The sequence below is a fragment of the Streptomyces sp. NPDC049879 genome (assembly GCF_044461265.1).
Taxonomy (GTDB): Bacteria; Actinomycetota; Actinomycetes; order Streptomycetales; family Streptomycetaceae; genus Streptomyces.
Genome location: NZ_JBITKT010000009.1, coordinates 172,827 through 193,917, shown reverse-complemented (window position 1 = coordinate 193,917; position 21,091 = coordinate 172,827). Strand labels below are relative to the sequence as shown.

Annotated in this window: 28 protein-coding genes; 15 read left to right on the top strand and 13 right to left on the bottom strand. The window is 74.8% G+C overall.

The annotated features are described in order from the left end of the window. The first annotated feature begins 135 nt into the window (after positions 1 to 135). Positions 136 to 1,485, top strand: coding sequence for a sensor histidine kinase (locus ACIBPC_RS27405; protein ID WP_398848316.1), 1,350 nt, complete (start codon positions 136 to 138; stop codon positions 1,483 to 1,485). Further along, on the top strand, positions 1,473 to 2,129 hold the full coding sequence (locus ACIBPC_RS27400; RefSeq protein ID WP_398848314.1) for a response regulator: 657 nt from the start codon (positions 1,473 to 1,475) through the stop codon (positions 2,127 to 2,129). The genes ACIBPC_RS27405 and ACIBPC_RS27400 overlap by 13 nt, the downstream gene beginning before the upstream one ends. A gap of 189 nt (positions 2,130 to 2,318) precedes the next feature. Here ACIBPC_RS27400 and ACIBPC_RS27395 read toward each other — a convergent pair whose 3' ends face one another. Continuing rightward, positions 2,319 to 2,495 carry a hypothetical protein gene (locus ACIBPC_RS27395; protein ID WP_362961427.1) on the bottom strand — a complete coding sequence of 59 codons (177 nt, stop codon included), beginning with the start codon at positions 2,493 to 2,495 and terminating at the stop codon, positions 2,319 to 2,321. Between the two features lie 382 nt (positions 2,496 to 2,877). Between ACIBPC_RS27395 and ACIBPC_RS27390 the strand changes: the two genes are divergently transcribed. Both ACIBPC_RS27390 and ACIBPC_RS27385 read left to right on the top strand, forming a co-directional pair. Continuing rightward, positions 2,878 to 4,965, top strand: a complete 2,088-nt coding sequence (locus ACIBPC_RS27390) for a HelD family protein (RefSeq protein ID WP_398848312.1) — start codon at positions 2,878 to 2,880, stop codon at positions 4,963 to 4,965. A 340-nt stretch (positions 4,966 to 5,305) separates the two neighbouring features. Beyond that, positions 5,306 to 5,473: a hypothetical protein gene (locus ACIBPC_RS27385; RefSeq protein ID WP_362961425.1), complete on the top strand. Its 168-nt coding sequence runs from the start codon at positions 5,306 to 5,308 to the stop codon at positions 5,471 to 5,473. On the opposite strand, the gene ACIBPC_RS27380 is transcribed toward ACIBPC_RS27385, so the two are convergent. Further along, the gene (locus tag ACIBPC_RS27380; protein WP_398848311.1) at positions 5,466 to 6,344 is read right to left on the bottom strand and encodes a metal-dependent hydrolase; all 879 of its coding nucleotides are present in this window, start codon (positions 6,342 to 6,344) and stop codon (positions 5,466 to 5,468) included. The genes ACIBPC_RS27385 and ACIBPC_RS27380 overlap by 8 nt on opposite strands. Then, positions 6,341 to 6,583 carry a hypothetical protein gene (locus ACIBPC_RS27375; protein ID WP_398848309.1) on the bottom strand — a complete coding sequence of 81 codons (243 nt, stop codon included), beginning with the start codon at positions 6,581 to 6,583 and terminating at the stop codon, positions 6,341 to 6,343. Before ACIBPC_RS27375 ends, ACIBPC_RS27380 begins: the two co-directional genes overlap by 4 nt. Positions 6,584 to 6,843: 260 nt before the next feature. On the opposite strand from ACIBPC_RS27375, the gene ACIBPC_RS27370 reads away from it, so the two are divergent. Further along, positions 6,844 to 7,986: a serine hydrolase domain-containing protein gene (locus tag ACIBPC_RS27370; protein ID WP_398848307.1), complete on the top strand. Its 1,143-nt coding sequence runs from the start codon at positions 6,844 to 6,846 to the stop codon at positions 7,984 to 7,986. 21 nt (positions 7,987 to 8,007) lie between these two features. Here the strand turns inward: ACIBPC_RS27370 and ACIBPC_RS27365 are convergent, their stop codons facing one another. Next, positions 8,008 to 8,478 carry a hypothetical protein gene (locus ACIBPC_RS27365; RefSeq protein WP_398848305.1) on the bottom strand — a complete coding sequence of 157 codons (471 nt, stop codon included), beginning with the start codon at positions 8,476 to 8,478 and terminating at the stop codon, positions 8,008 to 8,010. An 83-nt stretch (positions 8,479 to 8,561) separates the two neighbouring features. On the opposite strand from ACIBPC_RS27365, the gene ACIBPC_RS27360 reads away from it, so the two are divergent. The 4 genes from ACIBPC_RS27360 to ACIBPC_RS27345 are packed head-to-tail and all read left to right on the top strand — an operon-like array spanning position 8,562 to position 10,962. Next, the gene (locus ACIBPC_RS27360) at positions 8,562 to 8,906 is read left to right on the top strand and encodes a helix-turn-helix transcriptional regulator (protein WP_362961415.1); all 345 of its coding nucleotides are present in this window, start codon (positions 8,562 to 8,564) and stop codon (positions 8,904 to 8,906) included. Beyond that, positions 8,903 to 9,559 carry a permease prefix domain 1-containing protein gene (locus tag ACIBPC_RS27355; RefSeq protein WP_398848303.1) on the top strand — a complete coding sequence of 219 codons (657 nt, stop codon included), beginning with the start codon at positions 8,903 to 8,905 and terminating at the stop codon, positions 9,557 to 9,559. The genes ACIBPC_RS27360 and ACIBPC_RS27355 overlap by 4 nt, the downstream gene beginning before the upstream one ends. A 9-nt stretch (positions 9,560 to 9,568) precedes the next feature. Next, complete coding sequence (locus ACIBPC_RS27350; protein ID WP_398848301.1) at positions 9,569 to 10,279, top strand: YoaK family protein; 711 nt, start codon at positions 9,569 to 9,571, stop codon at positions 10,277 to 10,279. Between the two features lie 32 nt (positions 10,280 to 10,311). Further along, a complete protein-coding gene (locus ACIBPC_RS27345) occupies positions 10,312 to 10,962 on the top strand; it encodes a metal-dependent phosphohydrolase (RefSeq protein ID WP_398848299.1) in 651 nt (216 codons plus the stop codon). On the opposite strand, the gene ACIBPC_RS27340 is transcribed toward ACIBPC_RS27345, so the two are convergent. The 4 genes from ACIBPC_RS27340 to ACIBPC_RS27325 all read right to left on the bottom strand — a co-directional run bounded on the left by ACIBPC_RS27340 (position 10,925) and on the right by ACIBPC_RS27325 (position 13,520). Further along, complete coding sequence (locus ACIBPC_RS27340) at positions 10,925 to 12,142, bottom strand: Cmx/CmrA family chloramphenicol efflux MFS transporter (protein ID WP_362961575.1); 1,218 nt, start codon at positions 12,140 to 12,142, stop codon at positions 10,925 to 10,927. The genes ACIBPC_RS27345 and ACIBPC_RS27340 overlap by 38 nt on opposite strands. Before the next feature lie 128 nt (positions 12,143 to 12,270). Beyond that, on the bottom strand, positions 12,271 to 12,807 hold the full coding sequence (locus ACIBPC_RS27335) for a hypothetical protein (RefSeq protein WP_398848297.1): 537 nt from the start codon (positions 12,805 to 12,807) through the stop codon (positions 12,271 to 12,273). A 10-nt stretch (positions 12,808 to 12,817) separates the two neighbouring features. Continuing rightward, positions 12,818 to 13,114 carry a DUF4031 domain-containing protein gene (locus ACIBPC_RS27330; RefSeq protein ID WP_362961405.1) on the bottom strand — a complete coding sequence of 99 codons (297 nt, stop codon included), beginning with the start codon at positions 13,112 to 13,114 and terminating at the stop codon, positions 12,818 to 12,820. A 31-nt stretch (positions 13,115 to 13,145) separates the two neighbouring features. Continuing rightward, entirely contained in the window at positions 13,146 to 13,520 is a 375-nt protein-coding gene (locus ACIBPC_RS27325) for a hypothetical protein (protein ID WP_362961403.1), read from the bottom strand. 104 nt (positions 13,521 to 13,624) lie between these two features. On the opposite strand from ACIBPC_RS27325, the gene ACIBPC_RS27320 reads away from it, so the two are divergent. The 5 genes from ACIBPC_RS27320 (at position 13,625) to ACIBPC_RS27300 (ending at position 16,349) form a co-directional block, all read left to right on the top strand. Continuing rightward, on the top strand, positions 13,625 to 14,569 hold the full coding sequence (locus tag ACIBPC_RS27320) for a MurR/RpiR family transcriptional regulator (protein WP_362961401.1): 945 nt from the start codon (positions 13,625 to 13,627) through the stop codon (positions 14,567 to 14,569). 56 nt (positions 14,570 to 14,625) lie between these two features. After that, on the top strand, positions 14,626 to 15,537 hold the full coding sequence (gene murQ / locus ACIBPC_RS27315; protein WP_362961399.1) for an N-acetylmuramic acid 6-phosphate etherase: 912 nt from the start codon (positions 14,626 to 14,628) through the stop codon (positions 15,535 to 15,537). 39 nt (positions 15,538 to 15,576) lie between these two features. After that, entirely contained in the window at positions 15,577 to 15,783 is a 207-nt protein-coding gene (locus tag ACIBPC_RS27310; protein ID WP_398848294.1) for a hypothetical protein, read from the top strand. A 93-nt stretch (positions 15,784 to 15,876) separates the two neighbouring features. Next, positions 15,877 to 16,101, top strand: a complete 225-nt coding sequence (locus ACIBPC_RS27305) for a hypothetical protein (RefSeq protein WP_398848292.1) — start codon at positions 15,877 to 15,879, stop codon at positions 16,099 to 16,101. 125 nt (positions 16,102 to 16,226) lie between these two features. Beyond that, positions 16,227 to 16,349: a hypothetical protein gene (locus tag ACIBPC_RS27300; RefSeq protein WP_398848290.1), complete on the top strand. Its 123-nt coding sequence runs from the start codon at positions 16,227 to 16,229 to the stop codon at positions 16,347 to 16,349. Here ACIBPC_RS27300 and ACIBPC_RS27295 read toward each other — a convergent pair. Together ACIBPC_RS27295 and ACIBPC_RS27290 are read right to left on the bottom strand one after the other, a co-directional pair. Continuing rightward, entirely contained in the window at positions 16,339 to 16,665 is a 327-nt protein-coding gene (locus ACIBPC_RS27295) for a DUF1330 domain-containing protein (protein WP_398848289.1), read from the bottom strand. The two genes, ACIBPC_RS27300 and ACIBPC_RS27295, sit on opposite strands and share 11 nt — an antisense overlap. Then, on the bottom strand, positions 16,662 to 17,036 hold the full coding sequence (locus tag ACIBPC_RS27290) for a nuclear transport factor 2 family protein (RefSeq protein WP_398848287.1): 375 nt from the start codon (positions 17,034 to 17,036) through the stop codon (positions 16,662 to 16,664). Before ACIBPC_RS27290 ends, ACIBPC_RS27295 begins: the two co-directional genes overlap by 4 nt. Positions 17,037 to 17,123: 87 nt before the next feature. Here ACIBPC_RS27290 and ACIBPC_RS27285 point away from each other — a divergent pair, with 87 nt between their 5' ends. Further along, on the top strand, positions 17,124 to 17,906 hold the full coding sequence (locus ACIBPC_RS27285; RefSeq protein ID WP_362961389.1) for a helix-turn-helix transcriptional regulator: 783 nt from the start codon (positions 17,124 to 17,126) through the stop codon (positions 17,904 to 17,906). A gap of 7 nt (positions 17,907 to 17,913) precedes the next feature. Here ACIBPC_RS27285 and ACIBPC_RS27280 read toward each other — a convergent pair whose 3' ends face one another. From ACIBPC_RS27280 to ACIBPC_RS27270, 3 genes are all read right to left on the bottom strand, one after another. Beyond that, on the bottom strand, positions 17,914 to 18,678 hold the full coding sequence (locus ACIBPC_RS27280; RefSeq protein WP_398848285.1) for a hypothetical protein: 765 nt from the start codon (positions 18,676 to 18,678) through the stop codon (positions 17,914 to 17,916). 132 nt (positions 18,679 to 18,810) lie between these two features. Next, on the bottom strand, positions 18,811 to 20,439 hold the full coding sequence (groL, locus tag ACIBPC_RS27275; RefSeq protein WP_362961385.1) for a chaperonin GroEL: 1,629 nt from the start codon (positions 20,437 to 20,439) through the stop codon (positions 18,811 to 18,813). 272 nt (positions 20,440 to 20,711) lie between these two features. Next, on the bottom strand, positions 20,712 to 20,915 hold the full coding sequence (locus ACIBPC_RS27270) for a cold-shock protein (RefSeq protein WP_362961383.1): 204 nt from the start codon (positions 20,913 to 20,915) through the stop codon (positions 20,712 to 20,714). Between the last annotated feature and the right edge of the window lie 176 nt (positions 20,916 to 21,091).

Below are 21,091 nucleotides of genomic sequence, written 5' to 3'. Positions count from 1 at the left end.
AGGTAGGTCGAGACCCCTTGGTCGGCTTTCCCCTACCGACAGACCGGGGCGCGCGGACTAGAGTCGGCATGACCTCCGGCGAACACGGAGAGACACGGAAAGACGCCGCCAACCGAAGAGGGAGAGGCACCCCGCATGTCCGCCACGGAGGCACCGGCCGTCCCGGACGGCAGCGCCGGTGCGGACGGCACGGACGGCACGGGCGTCCCGGCGTTCGCCGTCCGCGCGGCGCTCGCCCGGCCGCCGGTCCGCTTCCTGCTCTCCTCCTGGCCGCTGCGCTGCTGGGCCCACCTGGCGGGCGGCGCGCTGCTGGGCGCGGCGGCGCTGCTCACGCTGGTCGTGCTGGCGTTCACCGGGGGCGTGCTGGCCGTGGTCGGCGTGGGCCTGCTGCTGCTGGCGTGCACGGCGCTGCTGGGCATACCCGTCGCCGCCATGGAACGGCGCAGACTGCGCCTGGTCGAGCCCACCGCCCTCACCAGCCCGCACCGGCCCCCGCCACGCGCCGGGGCGTGGCGGCGGCTGCGCCACCGCTGGACCGAGCGCGCCACCTGGCGCGAGTTCGACTACCTGATCCTGCTCGGCGTCGTCTTCGCCGCCGCGGGGCTCGCCGTGCTCGCGCTGCTCACGCTGTCCTGCGCGTACGTCGTGAGTCCCCTGATCGTGTGGGCGCTGGCCCCGGAGACGGTGATGCTGATCCCCGGGCACGCCGTACCCGGCCCACCGGCGGCCGTGCCGTTCAGCGTCGCGGGGGTGGCCGGTCTGGTCCTGTCCGCCTACGCGGCGGGCTGGCTGACCCTGGCGCAGGTGCGGACCGCCTGGTTCCTGCTGTCGCCGCGCGAGGACCGGATGCGGGAGCGCGCCATCGAACTGACCCGCTCACGCGCCAGGCTCGCCGACGCCTTCGCCGCCGAACGCCGCCGCATCGAACGCGACCTCCACGACGGCGCGCAGCAGCAGCTCGTCGCCCTCACCATGACCCTGGGCCTTGCCGAGGTCGAGCTGCGCGGCAGCGATCCAAAGGCCGCCGCCCTGGTCGCCCGGGGCCGCGAGGAGGCCAGACGCGCCCTGGAGCAGCTGCGGGACCTCGTGCGCGGCATCCACCCGCAGGTGCTGACGGACCACGGGCTGGCCGCCGCCGTGGCGGAGGTGGCGCTGCGCACGCCCGTCCCCGTCGCCGTGGACATCCGCCTGCCGTGCCGCCTGCCCGCGCCCGTGGAGACGACCGCGTACTTCGCCGTGCTCGAAGGGCTGGCCAACGCGGCGCGGCACAGCGGCGCCTCGCACGTCGGGGTGACGGGGCGGTTCGAAGGCGGCAGCCTCGTCCTGCTGGTCGAGGACGACGGCCGCGGCGGGGTCGATCCGGCGCGGGGCACGGGCCTGTCCGGGCTCGCGGACCGCCTGGCCGTCCTGGACGGGCGGCTGGTCGTCGAGAGCCCGGCCGGGGGCCCGACGCGGCTGCGGATGGAGGTGCCGTGCTCCGCGTAGTCATCGCCGAGGACGCCGTGCTGCTGCGCGCCGGGCTGACGGAGATCCTGACCCGCAGCGGGCACGAGGTGGCCGCCGCCGTCGGGGACGCGACGGCGCTGGCCGAGGCCGTGGAGGCGCACCGGCCCGACGTGGTCATCACGGACGTGCGCATGCCGCCGGACTTCCGCGACGAGGGGCTCAGGGCGGCCCTCGACCTGCGCGCCCGCCACGATCCGCTGCCCGTCCTCGTGCTGTCCCAGTACGTCGCGACGGCGTACGCGACCCAGCTGCTCACCGGCGGCGGGCAGGCCGGGCTCGGCTACCTGCTCAAGGACCGGGTGGGCGAGGTGGGCGAGTTCCTCGACGCGCTGCGGAGGGTCGCGGAGGGGCGGACGGTGATCGACCCGGAGGTCGTCCGGGTGCTGCTCGACCGGCGGACGGCCGCGACGCCGCTCGACCGCCTCACGCCGCGGGAGCGCGAGGTCCTGGGGCTGATGGCCGAGGGGTTCACCAACCAGGGCATCGCGCACCGGCTCCACGTGACCGAGGCGTCCGTGGTGAAGCACGCCGGGAACATCTTCATGAAGCTCGACCTCGACCCTGCCGAGGGCAACCGCCGCGTCCTCGCCGTCCTCGCCCACCTGCGCGGCGGACCGGACTGACCCGGACACCCCCGTCGGCCGCCGCCTCCGGGACACCGCCCCGCGGACGCCGGGCAGGGCGCGTTCCACACGATGCCGGAACGGGTCGCTCCGGACCGGAGGTCGGCCTGGCCGCGGGGCCGGGCAGGACTCCCCGCGTCGGGCGGGGTTCCGCCGGCGGCCGGAAGGGCGTACCAGGGCCCGGCCCGCTCAGCGGCGGTGGCGGACAAGGCCGGGTTCCTCGTCGACACGGCCGAGTACGGCGACCTCGACGGCCGTCCCGGCCAGCACGCGGGCGGCGCGCAGGGCGCCGCCCAGCAGGTGCCGGGTCCGCCTGACGGCGATCCGGCCGGTGGTCGTGGCGGCGTGTGCGGTGATGCTGCTCATGCCGTCCAGACTGCCGTCCGCCCTGGTCAGCGGGCATCGCCCGCGGGGCCGAGCACGCCCCCGAACCTTTCGGGGGTCCCACGGGCCAGCCCCCTAGGGGGTTGTCCCTACAGCCGTGTCACAGCGGCGGGTGCGTCACGAGGCACCGCCGAGTGCCGCCCGGCAGGCCCGGCGGCCCGCCTGGCGGCGACCGGGGAGGGAGGGGGCGCGCCCGGCCCCGCGGGGGACAAATGATTTGCACCCGGGGAAGCCCCCGCCCTAAGCTCCCGTGCTTCCCCTCCTGCGGCGCCACCGCCCGGCAGGAGTCGGCCGGACGGAAACCGGCCGACGAGTCCGCTCCCACGGACGTACCCGCCCTGATCCATCCGCCGGAGGCACCGCCATGCCCTCTCCCGTCCCACCCCCCACACCCGCCACGTCCCCGGGCGGCCCGGACGACGGCGCCGCCTCGCCGCTCGCCACCGAACAGGCCCATCTCGCCGCCTCGCGGGCGGCCCTGCGCGCCATGCGCGCGGAGACCGAGGCCCTCGACATCTCCGACGTCGCCGCGAACTGGGTCAACGCCGAGGTCCTCGCGGCCGAGATCGAGCAGCGCATCAAGGCGCTGGCCGACCTGTCCGGGACCCCCCTCTTCTTCGGCCGCCTCGACTTCGAGCACGCTGTCGACGACAGCGGCGAGCACGGGCACCGCTTCTACATCGGCCGCCGCCACGTCCACGACGGGAACGGCGACCCGATGGTCATCGACTGGCGCGCGCCGGTCTCGCAGCCGTTCTACCGCGCGACGAAGAAGGACCCGCAGGACGTCGCACTGCGCCGCCGCTTCGGCTACGACGGCGGCGAGCTGACCGCCTACGAGGACGAGCACCTCACCGACCCGGCCGAGGCCGAGCAGGCGAGCGAGCTGCTCCAGCGCGAGATCGAGAAGCCGCGCGTCGGCCCGATGCGCGACATCGTCGCGACCATCCAGCCCGAGCAGGACGAACTGGTCCGCGCCCCGCTCTCCGGCACCGTCTGCGTCCAGGGGGCGCCCGGTACGGGGAAGACGGCCGTGGGCCTGCACCGCGTGGCCTTCCTGCTGTACGCGCACCGGGAGCGGCTGGCCCGCAGCGGGACGCTCGTGATCGGCCCGAACAGGTCGTTCCTGCGGTACATCGAGCAGGTCCTGCCGACCCTGGGCGAGCTGGAGGTCAAGCAGGCCACCGTCGGCGAACTCGTCGGCCGGGTCGAGGTGCGCGGCACCGACGACGCGGTGGCCGCCGGGATCAAGGGCGACGCGCGGATGGCGGAGGTGCTGCGGCGGGCCGTGCGCGCCGGGGTGCGGATGCCGGACGAGGGCATCGTCGTGGTGCGCGGCTCGCGCCGCTGGCGCGTGAGCGCGGGGCAGCTGACCGAGCTGGTCCGCGAACTCCTCGACCGGGACATCCGCTACGGCGCGGCGCGCGAGGCGCTCCCGCAGCGGATCGCGCACACCGTCCTGGTCCAGATGGAACGGGCGGGCGAGGCGCCGGACGACCGTGTGCAGAACGCGGTGGCGCGCATGCCCGTCGTGAAGGCGCTGGTGAAGGACGTCCTGCCGCCGGTGGACCCGGCGAAGCTGGTGATGCGGCTGCTGTCGGACGCGGACTTCCTCGCCGCGCGGGCGGAGGGTGTCCTGGACGCCGGGGAGCAGCGCGCGATCCTGTGGGAGCGCCCGCCGCGCGGCCTGAAGTCGGTCCGCTGGTCGGCGGCCGACGCCGTGCTGATCGACGAGGCGCACGACCTGGTGGAGCGCACCGGCTCGCTCGGCCACGTGGTGCTGGACGAGGCGCAGGATCTGTCGCCGATGCAGTACCGCGCGGTGGGGCGGCGGTGCAGCACGGGCTCGGCGACGATCCTCGGCGACATCGCGCAGGGGACGACGCCCTGGGCCACGGACAGCTGGGAGTCCGCGCTCGCGCACCTCGGGAAGACGGACGGGCAGGTCGAGGAGCTGACGACGGGCTTCCGCGTGCCGCGCGCCGTCATCGCGTACGCCTCGCGGCTGCTGCCCGCGATCGCGCCGGGGCTGAAGGAGGCGACCTCGATCCGTGACGCGGCCGGGTCGTTCGAGATCCGGCCCGTGCCGGGGGACGCCGGGGACGGGGCCGTGGTGGCGGCGTGCCGCGAGGCGCTGGAGCGCGAGGGCTCGATCGGCCTCATCGCGGCCGACGGGCGGCTGCCCGCGCTGGCCGGGGCGCTGACGGCGGCCGGTCTGCCGTTCCTCGCGCCGGGCGACGAGACGTCCACCGGCTCGCGGCTGACGCTGGTGCCCTCCTCGCTCGCGAAGGGCCTGGAGTACGACTACGTCGTGCTGGACGAGCCGGCGGCCGTCGTCGCCGGTGAGCCGGACCGCCGCACCGGGCTGCGCCGCCTGTACGTCTGCCTCACGCGTGCCGTCTCGGGCCTGACCATCACCCACACCGAGCCGCTGCCCGCCGAACTGGGCTGAGCCCGCGCCGTCCGGCCGCCCGCAAGGGTCCGGCGCCGCCGCGCGCCGGACCGGGCGGCACCACCGCGGCAGCGCCCGCCACCGCTTCCCCCGACCGTCCATCGCCCTCACCCTCCCCGTCACCGACCGGGACCCCCTCGGTCGCCGCTCGGTCGCTGCTCGGTCACCGAGTGTGACACCCCCCACTGACAATCGGCCTTGCCACCGTCCCGCGAGCGGGGCGCGACCGGTCGGCGCCTACCACCAACTCGCCCCCATCCGCAGGGTTTCGCGGCTTTCCGGCCCCGGCTCCCGCGGCTCCTCCTAGCCTGGGAGAGCGGCGAGCCTCGGGGAGGGGAACGTGCTGAAGGACATCGCGATCGGCCTCTGCGTCGCCCTCGCCATGCTGGCGTTCGCCGTCCTGATCCTGTGGCTGCTGATCTCCAGCAGCGAGACGAACCGGAGGGACTGCGAGTCGGCGGCCCTGCGCAACGGGGCACACGCCACCTGCGTCGTCGTGGTCAGGTGACCGCCTCGCGCCCCGGCCCGCCCCCGGGCTCCGCCGCCCGCCACAGTCGGCGGCCGACGAGCAGCCACAGCAGCCAGACCGCCAGCGCCAGGCCCCCCGCCCCCACCGCCGTCCGCAGGGCCAGCTCCCCCAGCGGCGTCGGCTCCAGCGTGGCCTTCTCCACCCAGGAGGGCCCGCCCCACTCCCACTCCATCGGCGCGTGCTCGACCAGCCGCGCCCACAGCGTCCAGCCGACGATGCGGCAGGCCCCGTAGACGAAGTAGGCCCGGTAGCAGGCCAGCAGCACCCGGTCGGACAGCCGCAGCCGCCTCCGCAGCCACGCCCACGCCGGATCGGACGGCACCACCTCGCGGAAGAAGTACCTGGCGCGCAGCGCCCGGAAACCGGCCAGGGCCAGCGCGAGCCACAGCAGGTCCCAGACCAGGCCGAGACTCCCGTAGTACGCGGCGGCGTCGCCGTACCGCCCGGCCTGCGCGGCGTACGCCCACATCCCCGTGCTGTAGTGCTGCGTGGTGAACGGGAAGAACACCATCGTCCCGACGCTGTCGAAGACATCCGTCAGTACATGCGCCGCCGTGCCCGCGCACAGGCCCACCGCCCATGCCCGGCTCCTGAACACCCACAGCGCCAGCAGCCCGAGGACGACCGCGAACATCAGCGAGTGCGTGAACCCCGCGCCCGGCCAGCCCCGGTGGTAGTCCCACGGCTGGCCGGGGCGTATGACGAGGCTGCCGAGCCGTATCCCGTACACCGGCAGCTTGGTGAGCATGTCGGGCGCGAGGCAGCCGACGAGGATCGCGAGGTAGGACACCCTCACCTTGAGGTGCTTGTGCAGGAGGTAGCTCTCCAGTTCGTGCGCCGCCCAGCTCACCGCGCGCGCCGCCGGTCGCCGAGCCGTCCTGCGACGGCGACGCACGCGACGACGATCGCGGGCCCCACCAGCCAGTTGAGTACGGCCGAGGTCAGCAGCGCGCCCCCGGCGACGAGGATCAGCGCGGCGACGGCGTACCCCGCCGCCTCGGCCCGGCCGGTGCGGTGGCCGCCTGGGCGCGCGGGGCCCGTGGCGTGGGGTGCGGCGGGTCTGGCGGGTGCGGCAGGTGCTGTGGTCATGCGGCAGACGCTAGGGACGGGCCCCCGTCGCGGGCGTCACCTGCGGCGGGTATCTCCCGGCGTCCCTCCCCCGTACGACGGCGGTCCCCCGGAGGGAGGACGGGGAGTTCCCCGAGCCCGGCGTCCGGGAGGGGGCGCGCGGCGTCCGGGTTTCCCCTTCGCTCCCCCGGCCGATTCGCGCGGGCACTGCCCCGGGGGACGATCACTGACGTCGGCGCGGCAGGATCGCGCCGGGTACGGGACGAGCAGGGGAGACGGACATGAGACGGTCGCGATCCATGGCGGCGGCGGTGCTGGTGGCGTGCGCGCTGGTGTCGACGGCCACGGCGACGGCGGCGACGGCAGCCCCGCCCGCGGCCGGCGACGCACCCGACGCCGACGCGCTGCAGGCGGCGCTCGACCGGGTGCGCGAGACGGGCGCGATCGGCGCGATAGCCGAGGTCAGGCAGGGCGACGCCGTGTGGCGCGGCAGCAGCGGCACGTCGCGCCTCGGCGGCCGGCTCCCGGCGCCCGTGGACGGCCGCTTCCGGGCGGGCAGCGTCACCAAGACGTTCACCGCGACCGTTGTGCTCCAACTGGTGGGCGAGGGCCGTCTCGACCTGTCCGACCCCGTCGGCCGGTGGCTCCCCGGCCTGATCCCCTCGGAGGGGGCCGACCGGATCACCGTCCGGGACCTGCTGCGGCACTCCAGCGGCCTGCCCGACTACACCGAGGGCCTGATCCGGGGCGGCGGCCTTCTGGCGGAACGGTTCCGCACCTGGACGGCGGACGAGATGGTGCGGCGTGCCGTCCGCGATGCCGACGGCGGCGTCCGCCCGCTGCTCTTCCCGCCCGGCACCCGCCACGCGTACTCGAACACCGACTACGTCGTGCTCGGCATGCTCGTCGACGAGGTCACCGGCCACGACTACCGGACGGAGATCGACCGGCGCATCCTGCGGCCCCTCGGCCTGGACGACACGCGCATGCCCGGCTCGTCCCCGTTCCTGACAGGGCCGCACTCCCACGGCTACGAGGCGCTGGAGACGCCGTACGGAACCCTTCCGCTGGACTACACCACCGTGAACATGTCGGTCGCGGGCGCGGCGGGCGAGATCGTGTCCACCACCGCCGACCTGGACCGCTTCTTCGCCGCCCTCCTCGGCGGGGAGCTTCTGGAGCCGGCGGAGCTGCGCGAGATGACCACCGACAGCCTCGACGACGGCTGGGGCCTCGGCGTCGAACTGGTCGACCTCCCCTGCGGCCCCGCCGTGGGCCACGCGGGCGGCGCCCCTGGGTACAGCACCGCCTCGTACCACTCCGCCGACGGAACGCGCCAGGTCACCGTGAGCTGGACGGACTGGGGCGGCGACGCCGACGACGTGGCCCTCGACATGGTGACGGCGGCCCTCTGCCCGGCGTAGGGCGTGTCGTCAAAGGGGGCGTCAGGCCCCGGTGGTCGAGCCGGGGCGGACGATCATCAGCACCACGACGACCGCCCACAGCAGGTTGAAGAGCCCGGTGGACATGGCCAGGCGGCTGTTCACCGCCCCCGCCCCCGCGTCCGCCGGGCCGCCCCCGGCGACCGACTCGACCGAGGCCATGACCCGCCGCTGCCCCGGCACGACGGACAGCCCGAGCACGGCGGCGGCCAGCGCGGTCAGCACGATCGACGCGACGAGCCAGGCGTCGGTGAGCACCCCCATGTGGAGGGCCGTCGCGAAGCCGAAGACCGGCACCGTGACGGCCGCCACCGCGTAGCCGCCGCATATCCGGTGCAGCAGGGCGGCGGCCCCGGCGGAACCGGCGGACCCGGCCTGCCGCGCGTAGCGCGGGAAGAGCGACGCGGCGACGGCGATCGGCCCGATGGCGAGGATCGCGGCGAGGACGTGGACGGACAGCAGCACCTTGGTCATGACCCGGCTCCGGTGGACGCGCTGGATATGTTGGCTCCCAATGCATAGCACGCCAAGATATCCGACGTGTAGGCTGCCTACCCATGAAGGCAGACGCGGTACGGGGCCACCTCGACGGTGTGCTGCTCGCCGTCCTCGAAGCGGGCCCGCTGCACGGCTACGCGATCATCACCGCCGTCCAGCGCCGCAGCGGCGGCGCCCTGGAGCTGCGCACCGGCACGATCTACCCCGCCCTCAGCAGGCTGGAGCGCACGGGCCTGCTGCGCGGCAGCTGGGAGTCCTCGGGCGAACGGCGGCGGCGCAGCTACGCGCTGACGGACGCCGGGCGCCGCCGCCTCGCCGACGAGCGCACGGCGTGGCGGGAGTTCACGGCCGTCATCGGCTCCGTCCTGAACCCGGCGCCCCCGGCGGCGGGGAACGCCGTATGACCGCCGCCGCCGGGCCGCGCGACCCGGTGGACGACTACGCGACGGCCCTCGCGTCCGCGCTCCACGGCCCGGCCCGCGCCAAGGCCCGCCTGGTGGCGGAGATACGCGACGGCCTCTCCGACGCCGTCGCCGCCCGTACGCGCGACGGCATGCCGTACGGGACGGCCACCCGCGCGGCCGTCCGCGAGTTCGGCACCCCGGGCGAACTGGTCCCCGACTGCCAGCGCGAACTGACCCTCGCCCAGACCCGCCACACCGCCAGAACGGCCGCCCTCACCGTGCCCGTCCTGCTGCTGTGCTGGCTGCTCACCGGTACGGACGCGGGCCTCCCGCGCACACTGGCCGTCCACCTGGTGGCCGCCTCCGCCTCCGTGGCACTGCTCGCCGCCGCCGCACTGCCCGTCACGGGGTCGCTGGCACGCACCCTGCCCGTCCCGCACCGGCTCCCCCTCGCCGTCGCCTGGACCGGCAGCGCTGCCGCCGTGACCATGGGCGTCGCGTGCCTGGCCCTCACACTGGTCGCCGTACTCGCCACGGACTGGCCGCTCGCCGCCCTGGCCTGCGCACTGGCCGCCACCTCGCACGCGGTCCTGGCGTCATCGGCCCGCGCATGCCGCCGTTGCGCCCGCCTCACACCGCCCGAGGGCGCCTAGGGTCTGTCCGTGCCCCCCACGCCCCTCCCGGCCGCCTATCCCCGGGCGCTGCTCCTGCTGACCGCCGCCACGGGCGCCGTTGACGCGGTCAGCTTCCTGGCGCTCGACCGGGTGTTCACCGGGAACATGACCGGAAACGTCGTGCTGCTCGGCTTCGGCCTCGTCGGCGCGTACGGGCTGCCCGTGCTCCAGCCGCTCGTCGCCCTCGCCGCCTTCGCCGCAGGCGCCGCCCTCACCGCCCGGCTCCTGCGTCCGACGCCCGGCAGCGGTACGCCGGACACCACTCCCCGGCTGCCCCGCGCGGCACTGCTCGTCCTGTACGCCGAACTCTGCGCGGCCGTCGCCCTCACAGCGCTCTGGCCGGTACTCGGCGATTCCCCCGGCGGGACCACGCAGGCGCTGCTCACTGCCCTGCTGGCCCTGATGATGGGCGCCCAGGCAGCCGCCGTACGCCCCGTCGGCCTGCCTGACCTCAGCACCGTCGTCATCACATCCACGCTGGTGACCCTCGTCTCCCCCGGCGCGCGCGACGCGGCACCGCGCCAGACCGGCGCCCTGGTCGCGATGCTGGGCGGCGCGGCCCTGGGCGCCCTCGCCGTGGTCCACGCGCACACCGCGATCGCCATGGCCGGGGTCTGCGCCGCGCTGGCCGCCGCGCTCGCCGTGCTGCACCACGGGCGCGCCCCATACCGCACCCCACATAACGCACCCCCCAGATAACGGATTGGCATCGGCCGCGCGAGAATGACCCCATGGCCGCCACACCCGACCCCGCCACGCCCGAGCCCGCCCCGGACGACGCGCTGCTGCGGCGCTTCACCGCCCTCCCGGGGAACGGGGGCCCCGCGGGCGCCCGCCTCGGCCGCGAACTCCTCGCCCGCTGGGCCGAACCCCACCGCCGCTACCACACCACCGCCCACCTCGCCGCCGTCCTCGGGCACCTCGACGAGCTGGCGGGCCACCCGGCGGAGCCCGTCGCCGTCGAACTCGCCGCCTGGTTCCACGACGCCGTCTACGACCCGTACTCCCCGGACAACGAGGAGATGAGCGCCCGCCTCGCCGAGGAGCTGCTCGGCGGCGGCCCCCGCGCCACCGAGGTCGCCCGCCTCGTCCGCCTCACCGCGGGCCACGACCCCGACCCCGACGACCGCAACGGCGCCGCCCTGTGCGACGCCGACCTCGCCGTCCTGGCGAGCACACCGGAGCGGTACGCGGTCTACGCCGCCGAGGTCAGGCAGGAGTACGCGTACGTGGACGACGACGCGTTCCGCGAGGGGCGCGCCGACGTCCTGCGCCGCCTGCTCGCGCTGCCCGCCCTCTTCCACACCCCGTACGCCGCCGAGCACTGGGAGCGGGCGGCACGCTTCAATCTGCGAGCCGAGCTGGAGCTTCTGACCGTGTGACGGGCAGCCCGGCGGCGATCACGACCGACCGGCGCACGCCCCGCGCCTGGAGCCACGCGCCCCCGAAGGCGGCGAGCACCATCAGCGCGCCCACCCACGCCGTCCAGGCGTAGCCGAGCCCGCCGCTGATCACCAGGCCACCGGCCCAGGGGCCCAGCGCGTTGCCGGTGTTGAACGCCGAGGTGGCCGTGGCGCCCGCGAGGGTGGGCGCTCCGGCGCCCGCCACCTCGAAGATCCGCGCGTTGAGCCCCGGCGCGCACAGGAAGCAGGCGAAGCCGAGCAGGCCGGACAGGATGACGATCGCGACGGCCGTCTCGGCCGTCAGCGCGGCGAGCACCAGCACGCCGAACGCCGCCAGCAGGCCCGCGTACAGCGTGCCGAACATGTGGGCGTCGGCGAGCCGCCCGCCCAGCACCGTCCCGCCGAACGCGCCGACGCCGTACAGCACCAGCACCGCGGGCACCCAGCCCTCGTCGAGCCCGGCGACATCGGTCAGCAGCGGCGCGAGGTAGGAGAAGAAGCAGAACGTGCCCGCCGCGAACAGCGCGATCGTCACGCTGGCGAGCCACACCTGCGGGTCGCGGTAGACGCGCGCCTCCTGGCGCAGCGGCATCCGTGACCCGGCCGGACCCGCCGGGGTCGCGGGCACGAGGAGCAGCACGCCGACCAGGCCGAGCAGTGCCAGGGCGCCCACCGCCCAGAACGCCGAGCGCCAGCCCAGGCTCTGCCCGAGGACGGCCCCGGCGGGGACGCCCGTGACGTTCGCGATGCTCAGGCCGCCGATCATGACGGCCATGGCGCGCGCCCGCGCGTCGCGGGGCACCAGGGAGACGGCGACGGCCGCGCCGACCGCCCAGAACCCGGCGCACGCCAGCGCGCTCACGACGCGGCAGACGAACAGCACGCCGTACCCGGGCGCCAGCGCGCCGACGACATGCCCGGCCGCGAAGACGGCGAGCAGCCCGACGAGCGTCAGCCGCCGCGGGAGCCGCTGCGTCGCCGCGGCGAGGACGGGGGCGCCGACGATCATGCCGATCGCGAAGGCGGATATCAGCAGACCGGCGGTGGGTATGGAGACGTCGAGGTCGTCGGCCATCTCGGGCAGCAGCCCGGACAGCATGAACTCCGATGTCCCCAGGGCGAATACCGCGGCACCGAGGACGTAGACGGCGAGGGGCAGGCGGGTCGTCCGCTCAGGGGCGGGGGATGCTGGGGTAACGGCCACTCGCGTCCGAACGCCCCGCGCCCCGCCGTCCATTCCCGGCACCGGGTGATTCCGGACACGTGCCGCCCGCCGGGGCCGCGCGTTCACAGCCAGCCCGCGCGCGTCAGCACGGCGCGCGCGATGTCGGTGACGGGCCCGGTGGAGGGGACGGTGAAGTCGGTGGTGCCGGACGCGGCGATGAGGGCGTCCAGTTCGCCTGAGCGGTCCAGGTGCCAGCGCAGCCCGTCCTCGTCGCCCTGGTGCCGCGCCCGCAACCGCTCGCGGATCACGGGCAGTCCGACGGCGAGGCGGCATACGGTCAGCGGCACGCCGAGCGCGTCGGTGACGGCGCGGCGTCCCGCCGCGTCCTCGATGACGCCCGCCAGGACGAGGCGTTCGGCCCCGGCGGCGCGGGCGTTGCGCGTCACGTCCCGCAGGTTGCGCAGCAGCAGCGCGCCGTTGAACGGGTCGCCGGGCGGCGCGGGCCAGGCGCGGCGCAGCCAGTCCAGGTCGAGGACGGCGTGCGGGACGCCCGCCTCGGCCAGCAGCTCGCCCGCGGCGTCGGCCACCGAGGTCTTGCCCGCGCCCACGGTGCCGTTGAGGAACAGTGCGGCGGGTATGCCGTCGTGCGGTGTGCTCATATGACTGATGCTAGGGAGCGTCGCCCGGCCCGTCCGCCGGATTTCCCCGGTGGCGCTTGCGGCGGCGCAGACCGGCGGCGGTGAGGCGCGCGACCAGTTCGCGGCTCGGGGCGGGGACGGCGCCGAGCCGCAGCGCGTCGGCGTACCGGTCGGCGGGGATGTCGTAGTGGTCCCGCTCGAAGGCGCGCGGCGGGGCACCCAGGCGCGCGGCGAAGGCGTGCAGTTCGCCGTACGACGCGTCGCTGACCAGGTGCGACCACAGCCGCCCGTGGCCTGGCCAGGTGGGCGGGTCGATGTACACCGTCATCCGGCCGCCCCGTTCACCCCGGCGCGCCCGCTCACTCGCGCGCCTCGGCCAGCGACCCGAGGGGGGCGACCGTGCGCCCGGTGATGCCGCAGACCCAGCGCGGGTCCTCGCCCAGCTCGGGTTCCAGGTCGAGCATGTGCGGCTCGGCGCGCGGGTCGGTGTCGCAGTGCGGGCAGACCGGCCAGCGGCCGCGCCGCTCCAGCAGCGCGTCCTGCACGTCCTGCGCGAGCAGCCCCGGCACGAAGACAGCGCCTTCCGGCCACTGGTCCGACCACCAACGGCGATGCGACACTGCTGCCTCCAGCAAGGAGACCTCCTCCGGCCCCGCCAGCCCGTCCGCCGCCAGATCCGCCAGCACCAGGGCCCTGCCCCGGTGGATGGCCCCTTCCGCAGTCGGCTCGTCCATACGGACCATTGCAGCAGAGTCGGGCCGAAATCACCCACTCGTGTCCAGCGGCGGCCTTGACGGGGCGTCAGGATCGAAAATATGTTTCATCTGTGAGGATCGCGATGAAGGAAAATTTCGCCCGCCGGGCCGGCCGACCACGGCCCGTCGCCGTCCCTCCCCGCCCCGCGCCGCCCGAACCCGCCGCGCTCGCCGCCAAGGTCCGCACGATGGCGCCCTCCATGACCCGTTCCATGCAGCGCGTGGCCGAGACGGTCGCGGGCGACCCGGCGGGCTGCGCCGCGCTCACGGTCACCGGCCTCGCCGAACGGACCGGCACCAGCGAGGCCACCGTGGTCCGCACCGCCCGCCTCCTCGGCTACCCCGGCTACCGCGACCTGCGGCTCGCCCTCGCCGGACTGGCCGCCCAGCAGGCCTCGGGCGCCGCCCCCGCCGTCACCGCCGACATCTCCGTGGACGACCCGTTAAGCGATGTCGTCGCCAAGCTGACGCACGACGAGCGGCAGACCCTCACCGACACGGCGGGCTCCCTCGACCTCGTGCAGCTCGAAGCGGCCGTCAGCGCGCTGGCCACCGCCCGGCGCGTGGACGTCTACGGCACGGGCGCCTCCTCCCTCGTCGCCCAGGACCTCGCCCAGAAGCTGCTGCGCATCGGCCTCATCGCCCACGCGCACTCCGATCCCCACCTCGCCGTCACCAACGCCGTGCAGCTGCGCGCCGGTGACGTCGCGATCGCCATCACCCACTCGGGCCGCACGGTGGACGTCATCGAACCGCTCCAGGTCGCCTTCGACCACGGCGCGACCACGGTGGCCGTCACCGGCCGCCCGGACGGCGAGGTGACGCACTACGCGGACCACGTCCTCACCACCTCCACGGCACGCGAGAGCGAGCTGCGCCCCGCCGCGATGTCCAGCAGGACGAGCCAGCTGCTCGTCGTGGACTGCCTGTTCATCGGCGTCGCGCAGCGGACGTACGAGTCGGCGGCGCCCGCGCTGCACGCGAGCTACGAGGCGCTCGCCCACCGCCACACCCCGCGCGAACGGTAGAAACAGCACAGACGGCACCCGCAGGGCCATCCCTTCCGCACAGAGAGAGCCGCCCGATGTCCACCGACTTCGAGTCGCTGACCACGGAAGCCCACCGATCCGACCTCTCCGACATCGACCGCCGCAGCACACTCGACATCGTCCGCCTGATGAACGCCGAGGACGCCCTCGTCCCCGGCGCCGTCGCCGGTCAGCTCCCCCTGATCGCGGCGGCCGTCGACGCGGCGGCGGACCGCATGGCACGCGGCGGCCGGCTGCTGTACCTGGGGGCGGGTACGGCCGGCCGCCTCGGCGTGCTGGACGCCAGCGAGTGCCCGCCGACCTTCAACACCGACCCCGGTGAGGTCATCGGGCTGATCGCGGGCGGCCCCGCCGCCATGTCGGAGGCCGTCGAGGGGGCGGAGGACAGCCGGGCGCTGGCCGCCGCCGACCTCGACGGCCTCGGCCTCACGCAGGACGACGTCGTCGTGGGCATCTCCGCCTCGGGGCGCACGCCGTACGCGGTCGGCGCGGTCGAGCACGCGCGCGCCCGGGGCGCGCTCACCATCGGCCTGTCGTGCAACGCGGGCTCGCCCCTGGCGGCCGCCGCCGAGCACGGCATCGAGGTCGTCGTCGGCCCCGAGCTGATCGCCGGCTCGACCCGCCTCAAGGCGGGCACGGCCCAGAAGCTCGTCCTCAACATGATCTCGACCATCAGCATGATCAGGCTCGGCAAGACGTACGGGAACCTGATGGTCGACGTCCGCGCCTCCAACGAGAAGCTGCGCGCCCGCTCGCGCCGCATCGTCCAGCTGGCGACCGGCGCGGCGGACGCCGAGGTCGAGGCCGCGCTGACCGCCACGGACGGCGAGGTGAAGCACGCGATCCTGACGATCCTCGGCCACGTGGACGCGCCCACCGCCGGGCGGCTCCTCACCGCGTCGCACGGCCATCTGCGGGCCGCCCTGGAGCAGGCGCACGGTGCCTGACTCCCCGCCCCCGCCCAAGCCCGCCCCGGCCAGGTCGCCGTGCGCGAGCCGATGTCCGGCGGGACGTACAACGGCGTCCACCGCCTCGTCCTGACCGACGGCACCCGCCTCGTCCTCAAGCTGCCGCCCTCCCCCGACACCCCCGCGATGACCTACGAACGCGGCCTCCTCACCGGCGAGGCCGCCTTCCCCCGCGCCACGGCGGCCTGTCCGGCGTGGTCGCGGCGGGCGAGGGCTTCCCGCTGATGACCGAGTGCCCCGGCACCTCCCGGGCCGGGCGGGCGGCGGCCTGACCCCGGGCGAACGGGCCGCGCTCCGCCGCGAACTCGGCGCCACCGCGTGACGGGCCCGCGCTTCGGCTACCCGGGCGGCGCGGTGAAGGCGGCGGACAACTGGCGCGGCACGTTCCTCGCCATGCTGGACGCCGTCCTGGCCGACGCCGCGGCCCCCGCCCCGGACGAGGTGGCGACGCCCGCGCTGGTCCGCTTCGACCTCTGGGAGGGCGACAGCCTCCTGCACCGGGGCAGCGTCGGGGCCGTCATCGACGGCGAGCGCATGTTCTAGGGCGACCGCTGGCCGACTTCGCGTCCCGCACCCTGCTCTCCCCGCCCGAGCCCGACGCGGACCTGCTCGCCGGGTACGCGGCGGAGGGCGGCCGTACGGACTTCGACGCCCCGGCCCGCACGCGCATGGCGTTCTGCCGCGCCTGCCTCTGCCTGATCATGCTGGTCGAGGGCGCGCCCCGCGCGTACCCGCCGGAGCGCCTGGAGTGGGCGCGCCGCGAGGTGACGCCCCACCCCGTCACCGCGTGAGGATGTCGGTGGCCCGGTGGCCCGGCGGGACCCCGTCGATCAGGACGACGGGTCCCGCCACGCCGGACCGCCGCAGCGGCAGGATCTCCCGGTAGGCGTCCGACGCGTACCACGCCTCGGCCCGCGCACGGTCGGGGAAGGCGATCACGACCAGGTCCCCCGGCCACTCGCCCTCCAGCACCGTCGGCGGATCGCCGTGGACGAGGTAGCGCCCGCCGAAGGGCGCGAGCGTCGCGTCGATGCCCTCCAGGTAGCGGACGACCCCCTCCTGCGGCCCGGCGGCGCGCAGCAGGGCGACCGCGTAGGCCGCCGTCACGCCGGGACGTTGTCGAGGAAGCCGAGCACGTCCACGAGGCGCCCGTCGCCGTCCAGCGTCACCACGTCGAAGCCGATCACCAGCGGCTCCTCCCCCGCCGGGCCGAGGCCCCACCGGAAGCGGGCCTGCGCGTGGTGGCCGTCCACCTCGCCGACGAGCGTGAAGACGAGGCCGGGGAACTGCTCCCGCACCGCGCCGATGGTCGCGCTGATGGCCTCGGGGCCCGCCGCGTCGGCCAGCGGGTCGGTGTAACGGCCCTGCGGGGCCCAGGACTTCTCCACCAGCGCCAGGCGAGCGGCGGGGTCCGTCTCGTTCCAGAGGGACAGGTAGGTCTCGGCGATGCCGGTGTAGTCGATCGTGTGGTGCGTCATGGCCACGAGTTTTGCCGGGGCGGGTAAGGGCGGCAATTACCCCGGAGGTCATGGCCGCCGCCACGGGCCGCGTGCGAGCCTGGCCGCATGACCACCGTCTCCGCGCCCGCCCCGGTGGGCCCCCTGCTGCGCGAGTGGCGCACGCGCCGCCGCATCAGCCAGCTCGACCTGTCCCTGGAGGCGGGCATCTCCGCCCGGCACCTCAGCTTCCTGGAGACCGGCCGCTCCCGGCCCAGCCGCGAGATGGTGCTGCGGCTCGCCGAGACGCTGGAGGTGCCGCCGCGCGAGCAGAACGGGCTGCTGGTCGCCGCCGGGTTCGCGCCGGTGTACGGGGAGCGGTCGCTCGACGACCCGGACCTCGCGCCGTTCAGCGCCGGGATCGACCGCGTGCTGGCGGCGTACGAGCCGTACCCCAGCCTCGTCGTGGACCGGGGCTGGAACGTCCTGCGGGCCAACGCGGGCGTCGCCCGGCTCACCGAGGGCGTCGCCCCGCACCTGCTGGAGCGGCCCAACGCGCTGCGCCTCAGCCTCCACCCGGAGGGCCTGGCGCCGCGCATCCTGAACCTCGGCGAGTGGCGGCACCACGTGCTGACCGGCCTGGCGAGGGAGGCCGCGTCGAGCGGCTCGGCGGTGCTGCGGGAGCTGCACGACGAGCTGGCGGCCTACCCGGGCGGCACGGCGCACCCGGCGGGGCCGCAGGAGGTGGCGGTGACGCTGCGGGTGGCGTCGGACGCCGGGCCGCTGGCGTTCGTCACGATGGTCACGACCTTCGGCACCGCGCTCGACCTGACGGCGGCCGAGCTGAGCATCGAGGCGTTCCTCCCGGCCGACGCGGCCACCGCCGCCGCACTGGCGGGCGGCGTCGGCTGACCGCGCGTCAGAGGGCGTCGGCCGCCCGCTGCCACGTGCCGGGCAGCAGGGCCCGCGCCGCGTCGAGCCCGGCGGGGGTGCGGGCCGCCGCCAGGACGACGCGCGACCCGGCCGTGCACAGCAGCGTGTCCTCGCCCGCCAGGTAGTACCGCCCGCCGGGGTGGGCGAGGGCGAGCGGCGTGCAGTGGGTGTCGAGGACGGTCCGCGCGGGGTCGTCGGGGTCGAGCAGCACGTCGTGGTGCGCGTCCGGCCAGGTGGTCATCCACTGCCAGAGCACGAGGTCGAGGAACGCGGTGGACACCCGGTCGAGGTACGGGTGCCAGCCGTCCTGCTCGCCGCCCTCGACGACCGGCGGGTCGTCCTGGCCGAGGTCGGCGACGCGGATGCCGAGCGCCGCGTCCGGCGTGCCGTCGCGGTGGAGGACGAGGACGCCCGCGTCGTCACCGGCGCCGACGCCGTCGTGCAGCCGCAGTTCGCCCGGCGGCACCAGGACGGCCGTCACCTCGCCCGTCAGGTCCTCGCGGCCGCCGAGCAGCGCGTAGCCCTCGCGCAGAGCGGCGGGCAGCGGGACGCCGAGCCGCGCGGCGGCGGTGTCCATCACGTACGCGTCCCAGCCCGGCTGGTGGTCCACCGGGAGCACGGGCGCCCACTCGCGCGTGAAGCGGTCGAGGAACGTCCAGGCGGCCGTCCTGTCCCGCAGCGCGGCGGCCACGTCGCCCGCGAGGTCGAAGGGGTCCACTGCTGGCACGGCGGCGTCGCGTTCGTCCGTCACCCGGGCAGACTACGCGGCGGCACCGACAGCGGCGGCCGCCCCCGGACGCGGCGAGGGCCCGCCCCGGGCGGCGTGCGCCACCCGGAACGGGCCCTCGTCAGCGCGGCTGTGCGAGCCGGTGGAGGGGACTTCTCAGAAGTCCATGCCCCCGCCCATGCCCGCGGCGTCGGCACCGGCGCCCGCGGCGGCCTTCTCCGGCTTGTCCGCGATGACGGCCTCGGTGGTGAGGAACAGCGCGGCGATGGAGGCGGCGTTCTGCAGCGCGGAGCGCGTGACCTTGGCCGGGTCGATGATGCCCTCGGCCAGCAGGTCGACGTACTCGCCGGTCGCGGCGTTGAGGCCGTGGCCCGGGGTCAGGTTGCGCACCTTCTCGACGACGACGCCGCCCTCGAGACCGGCGTTGACGGCGATCTGCTTCAGCGGGGCCTCCAGGGCCAGCTTCACAGCGGCGGCACCGGTGGCCTCGTCACCCGTCAGGTCCAGCTTCTCGAAGACCGAGGCGGCCTGCAGCAGGGCCACGCCGCCACCGGCGACGATGCCCTCCTCGACGGCGGCCTTGGCGTTGCGCACCGCGTCCTCGATGCGGTGCTTGCGCTCCTTCAGCTCGACCTCGGTGGCGGCACCGGCCTTGATGACGGCCACGCCGCCGGCCAGCTTCGCCAGGCGCTCCTGGAGCTTCTCGCGGTCGTAGTCCGAGTCGGAGTTCTCGATCTCGGCGCGGATCTGGTTGACCCGGCCCTGGACCTGGTCGCTGTCGCCGGCACCGTCGACGATGGTGGTCTCGTCCTTGGTGATGACGACCTTGCGGGCGCGGCCGAGCAGGTCGAGGGTCGCGTTCTCCAGCTTGAGGCCGACCTCCTCGGAGATGACCTGGCCACCGGTGAGGATGGCGATGTCGCCGAGCATGGCCTTGCGGCGGTCGCCGAAACCGGGAGCCTTGACCGCGACGGACCGGAAGGTGCCGCGGATCTTGTTGACCACCAGGGTGGACAGGGCCTCGCCCTCGACGTCCTCGGCGATGATCAGCAGCGGCTTGCCCGACTGCATGACCTTCTCCAGCAGCGGAAGGAGGTCCTTCACGTTGCTGATCTTGGAGTTGACGATGAGGATGTACGGGTCCTCGAGCTCGGCCTCCATGCGCTCCATGTCGGTCGCGAAGTACGCCGAGATGTAGCCCTTGTCGAAGCGCATGCCCTCGGTGAGCTCCAGCTCAAGACCGAAGGTCTGCGACTCCTCGACGGTGATGACGCCTTCCTTGCCGACCTTGTCCATCGCCTCGGCGATCAGCTCGCCGATCTGCGTGTCACCGGCCGAGATGGAGGCGGTGGAGGCGATCTGCTCCTTGGTCTCGACCTCCTTGGCCTGGCCGAGCAGGGCCTCGGAGACCTTCTCCACGGCGGCCTCGATGCCCCGCTTCAGGGCCATCGGGTTGGCGCCCGCCGCGACGTTGCGCAGGCCCTCGCGGACCAGCGCCTGGGCCAGCACGGTCGCCGTGGTCGTGCCGTCACCGGCCACGTCGTCCGTCTTCTTGGCGACCTCCTTGACGAGCTCGGCGCCGATCTTCTCGTAGGCGTCCTCGAGCTCGATCTCCTTGGCGATCGACACACCGTCGTTGGTGATGGTGGGGGCGCCCCACTTCTTCTCCAGCACGACGTTCCGGCCCTTGGGGCCGAGCGTGACCTTGACGGCGTCGGCGAGCTGGTTCATCCCGCGCTCAAGGCCGCGCCGCGCCTCCTCGTTGAACGCGATGATCTTGGCCATGTGAAGTGGTCCTCCCAGAACAGGGGTGGATTGCGCCGGACCGCGCTGGCGCCCGCGACGGACGGCCCAGGGCCTGCGGTTCCTTGCCCCGCCTGGCCGCCGGACCTCACCGAACCGGTCCTTGCTGTCACTCTCACCTCTAGAGTGCTAACCCCATGATTAGCACTCTCCCCCGGCGAGTGCAAACCCCCCGGGGGGTGACACGCACCAGGGCCCGCACCCCTGTCCGGGGTGCGGGCCCTGGTCGTGGCGCTCGCGGTGCGGTCGGCGGTTCAGACGGTCACCCGGACCATGTCGGCCTGAGGACCCTTCTGACCCTGAGAGATCTCGAACTCGACCCGCTGTCCTTCTTCCAGAGTGCGGTAGCCGTCCATCTGGATCGCGCTGTAGTGGACGAACACGTCCGCACCACCGTCTACCGCGATGAAGCCGTAGCCCTTCTCCGCGTTGAACCACTTGACGGTGCCCTGAGCCATTTCCTAACTCCCCATTTGTGCCGGCCCATTCACGAGACCGCACTCCGCGGGCCCGGGTCAGACCTGTCAGACCCCACCCCCCGGCCGTGTGGGGGTGTGCGCCGGAACGCGTGACCGCCGCTGAATGTATCTGCACGGACGCCCAGCGCAACAGGCCATTCGAGGGAGATTTCTTG

Bases quoted from the DNA above. Each gene is read 5' to 3' on its own strand.
- ACIBPC_RS27270 (WP_362961383.1), bottom strand. From the start codon at position 20,915: ATGGCTCAGGGCACCGTCAAGTGGTTCAACGCGGAGAAGGGCTACGGC.
- ACIBPC_RS27375 (WP_398848309.1), bottom strand. From the start codon at position 6,583: ATGACCACAGCACCTGCCGCACCCGCCAGACCCGCCGCACCCCACGCC.
- ACIBPC_RS27330 (WP_362961405.1), bottom strand. From the start codon at position 13,114: ATGACGGTGTACATCGACCCGCCCACCTGGCCAGGCCACGGGCGGCTG.
- ACIBPC_RS27365 (WP_398848305.1), bottom strand. From the start codon at position 8,478: ATGACCAAGGTGCTGCTGTCCGTCCACGTCCTCGCCGCGATCCTCGCC.
- ACIBPC_RS27390 (WP_398848312.1), top strand. From the start codon at position 2,878: ATGCCCTCTCCCGTCCCACCCCCCACACCCGCCACGTCCCCGGGCGGC.
- ACIBPC_RS27360 (WP_362961415.1), top strand. From the start codon at position 8,562: ATGAAGGCAGACGCGGTACGGGGCCACCTCGACGGTGTGCTGCTCGCC.
- ACIBPC_RS27285 (WP_362961389.1), top strand. From the start codon at position 17,124: ATGACCACCGTCTCCGCGCCCGCCCCGGTGGGCCCCCTGCTGCGCGAG.
- ACIBPC_RS27345 (WP_398848299.1), top strand. From the start codon at position 10,312: ATGGCCGCCACACCCGACCCCGCCACGCCCGAGCCCGCCCCGGACGAC.
- ACIBPC_RS27355 (WP_398848303.1), top strand. From the start codon at position 8,903: ATGACCGCCGCCGCCGGGCCGCGCGACCCGGTGGACGACTACGCGACG.
- ACIBPC_RS27405 (WP_398848316.1), top strand. From the start codon at position 136: ATGTCCGCCACGGAGGCACCGGCCGTCCCGGACGGCAGCGCCGGTGCG.
- ACIBPC_RS27300 (WP_398848290.1), top strand. From the start codon at position 16,227: ATGGCGTTCTGCCGCGCCTGCCTCTGCCTGATCATGCTGGTCGAGGGC.
- ACIBPC_RS27325 (WP_362961403.1), bottom strand. From the start codon at position 13,520: ATGGACGAGCCGACTGCGGAAGGGGCCATCCACCGGGGCAGGGCCCTG.
- groL (WP_362961385.1), bottom strand. From the start codon at position 20,439: ATGGCCAAGATCATCGCGTTCAACGAGGAGGCGCGGCGCGGCCTTGAG.
- ACIBPC_RS27320 (WP_362961401.1), top strand. From the start codon at position 13,625: ATGAAGGAAAATTTCGCCCGCCGGGCCGGCCGACCACGGCCCGTCGCC.
- ACIBPC_RS27335 (WP_398848297.1), bottom strand. From the start codon at position 12,807: ATGAGCACACCGCACGACGGCATACCCGCCGCACTGTTCCTCAACGGC.
- ACIBPC_RS27395 (WP_362961427.1), bottom strand. From the start codon at position 2,495: ATGAGCAGCATCACCGCACACGCCGCCACGACCACCGGCCGGATCGCC.
- ACIBPC_RS27290 (WP_398848287.1), bottom strand. From the start codon at position 17,036: ATGACGCACCACACGATCGACTACACCGGCATCGCCGAGACCTACCTG.
- ACIBPC_RS27370 (WP_398848307.1), top strand. From the start codon at position 6,844: ATGAGACGGTCGCGATCCATGGCGGCGGCGGTGCTGGTGGCGTGCGCG.
- murQ (WP_362961399.1), top strand. From the start codon at position 14,626: ATGTCCACCGACTTCGAGTCGCTGACCACGGAAGCCCACCGATCCGAC.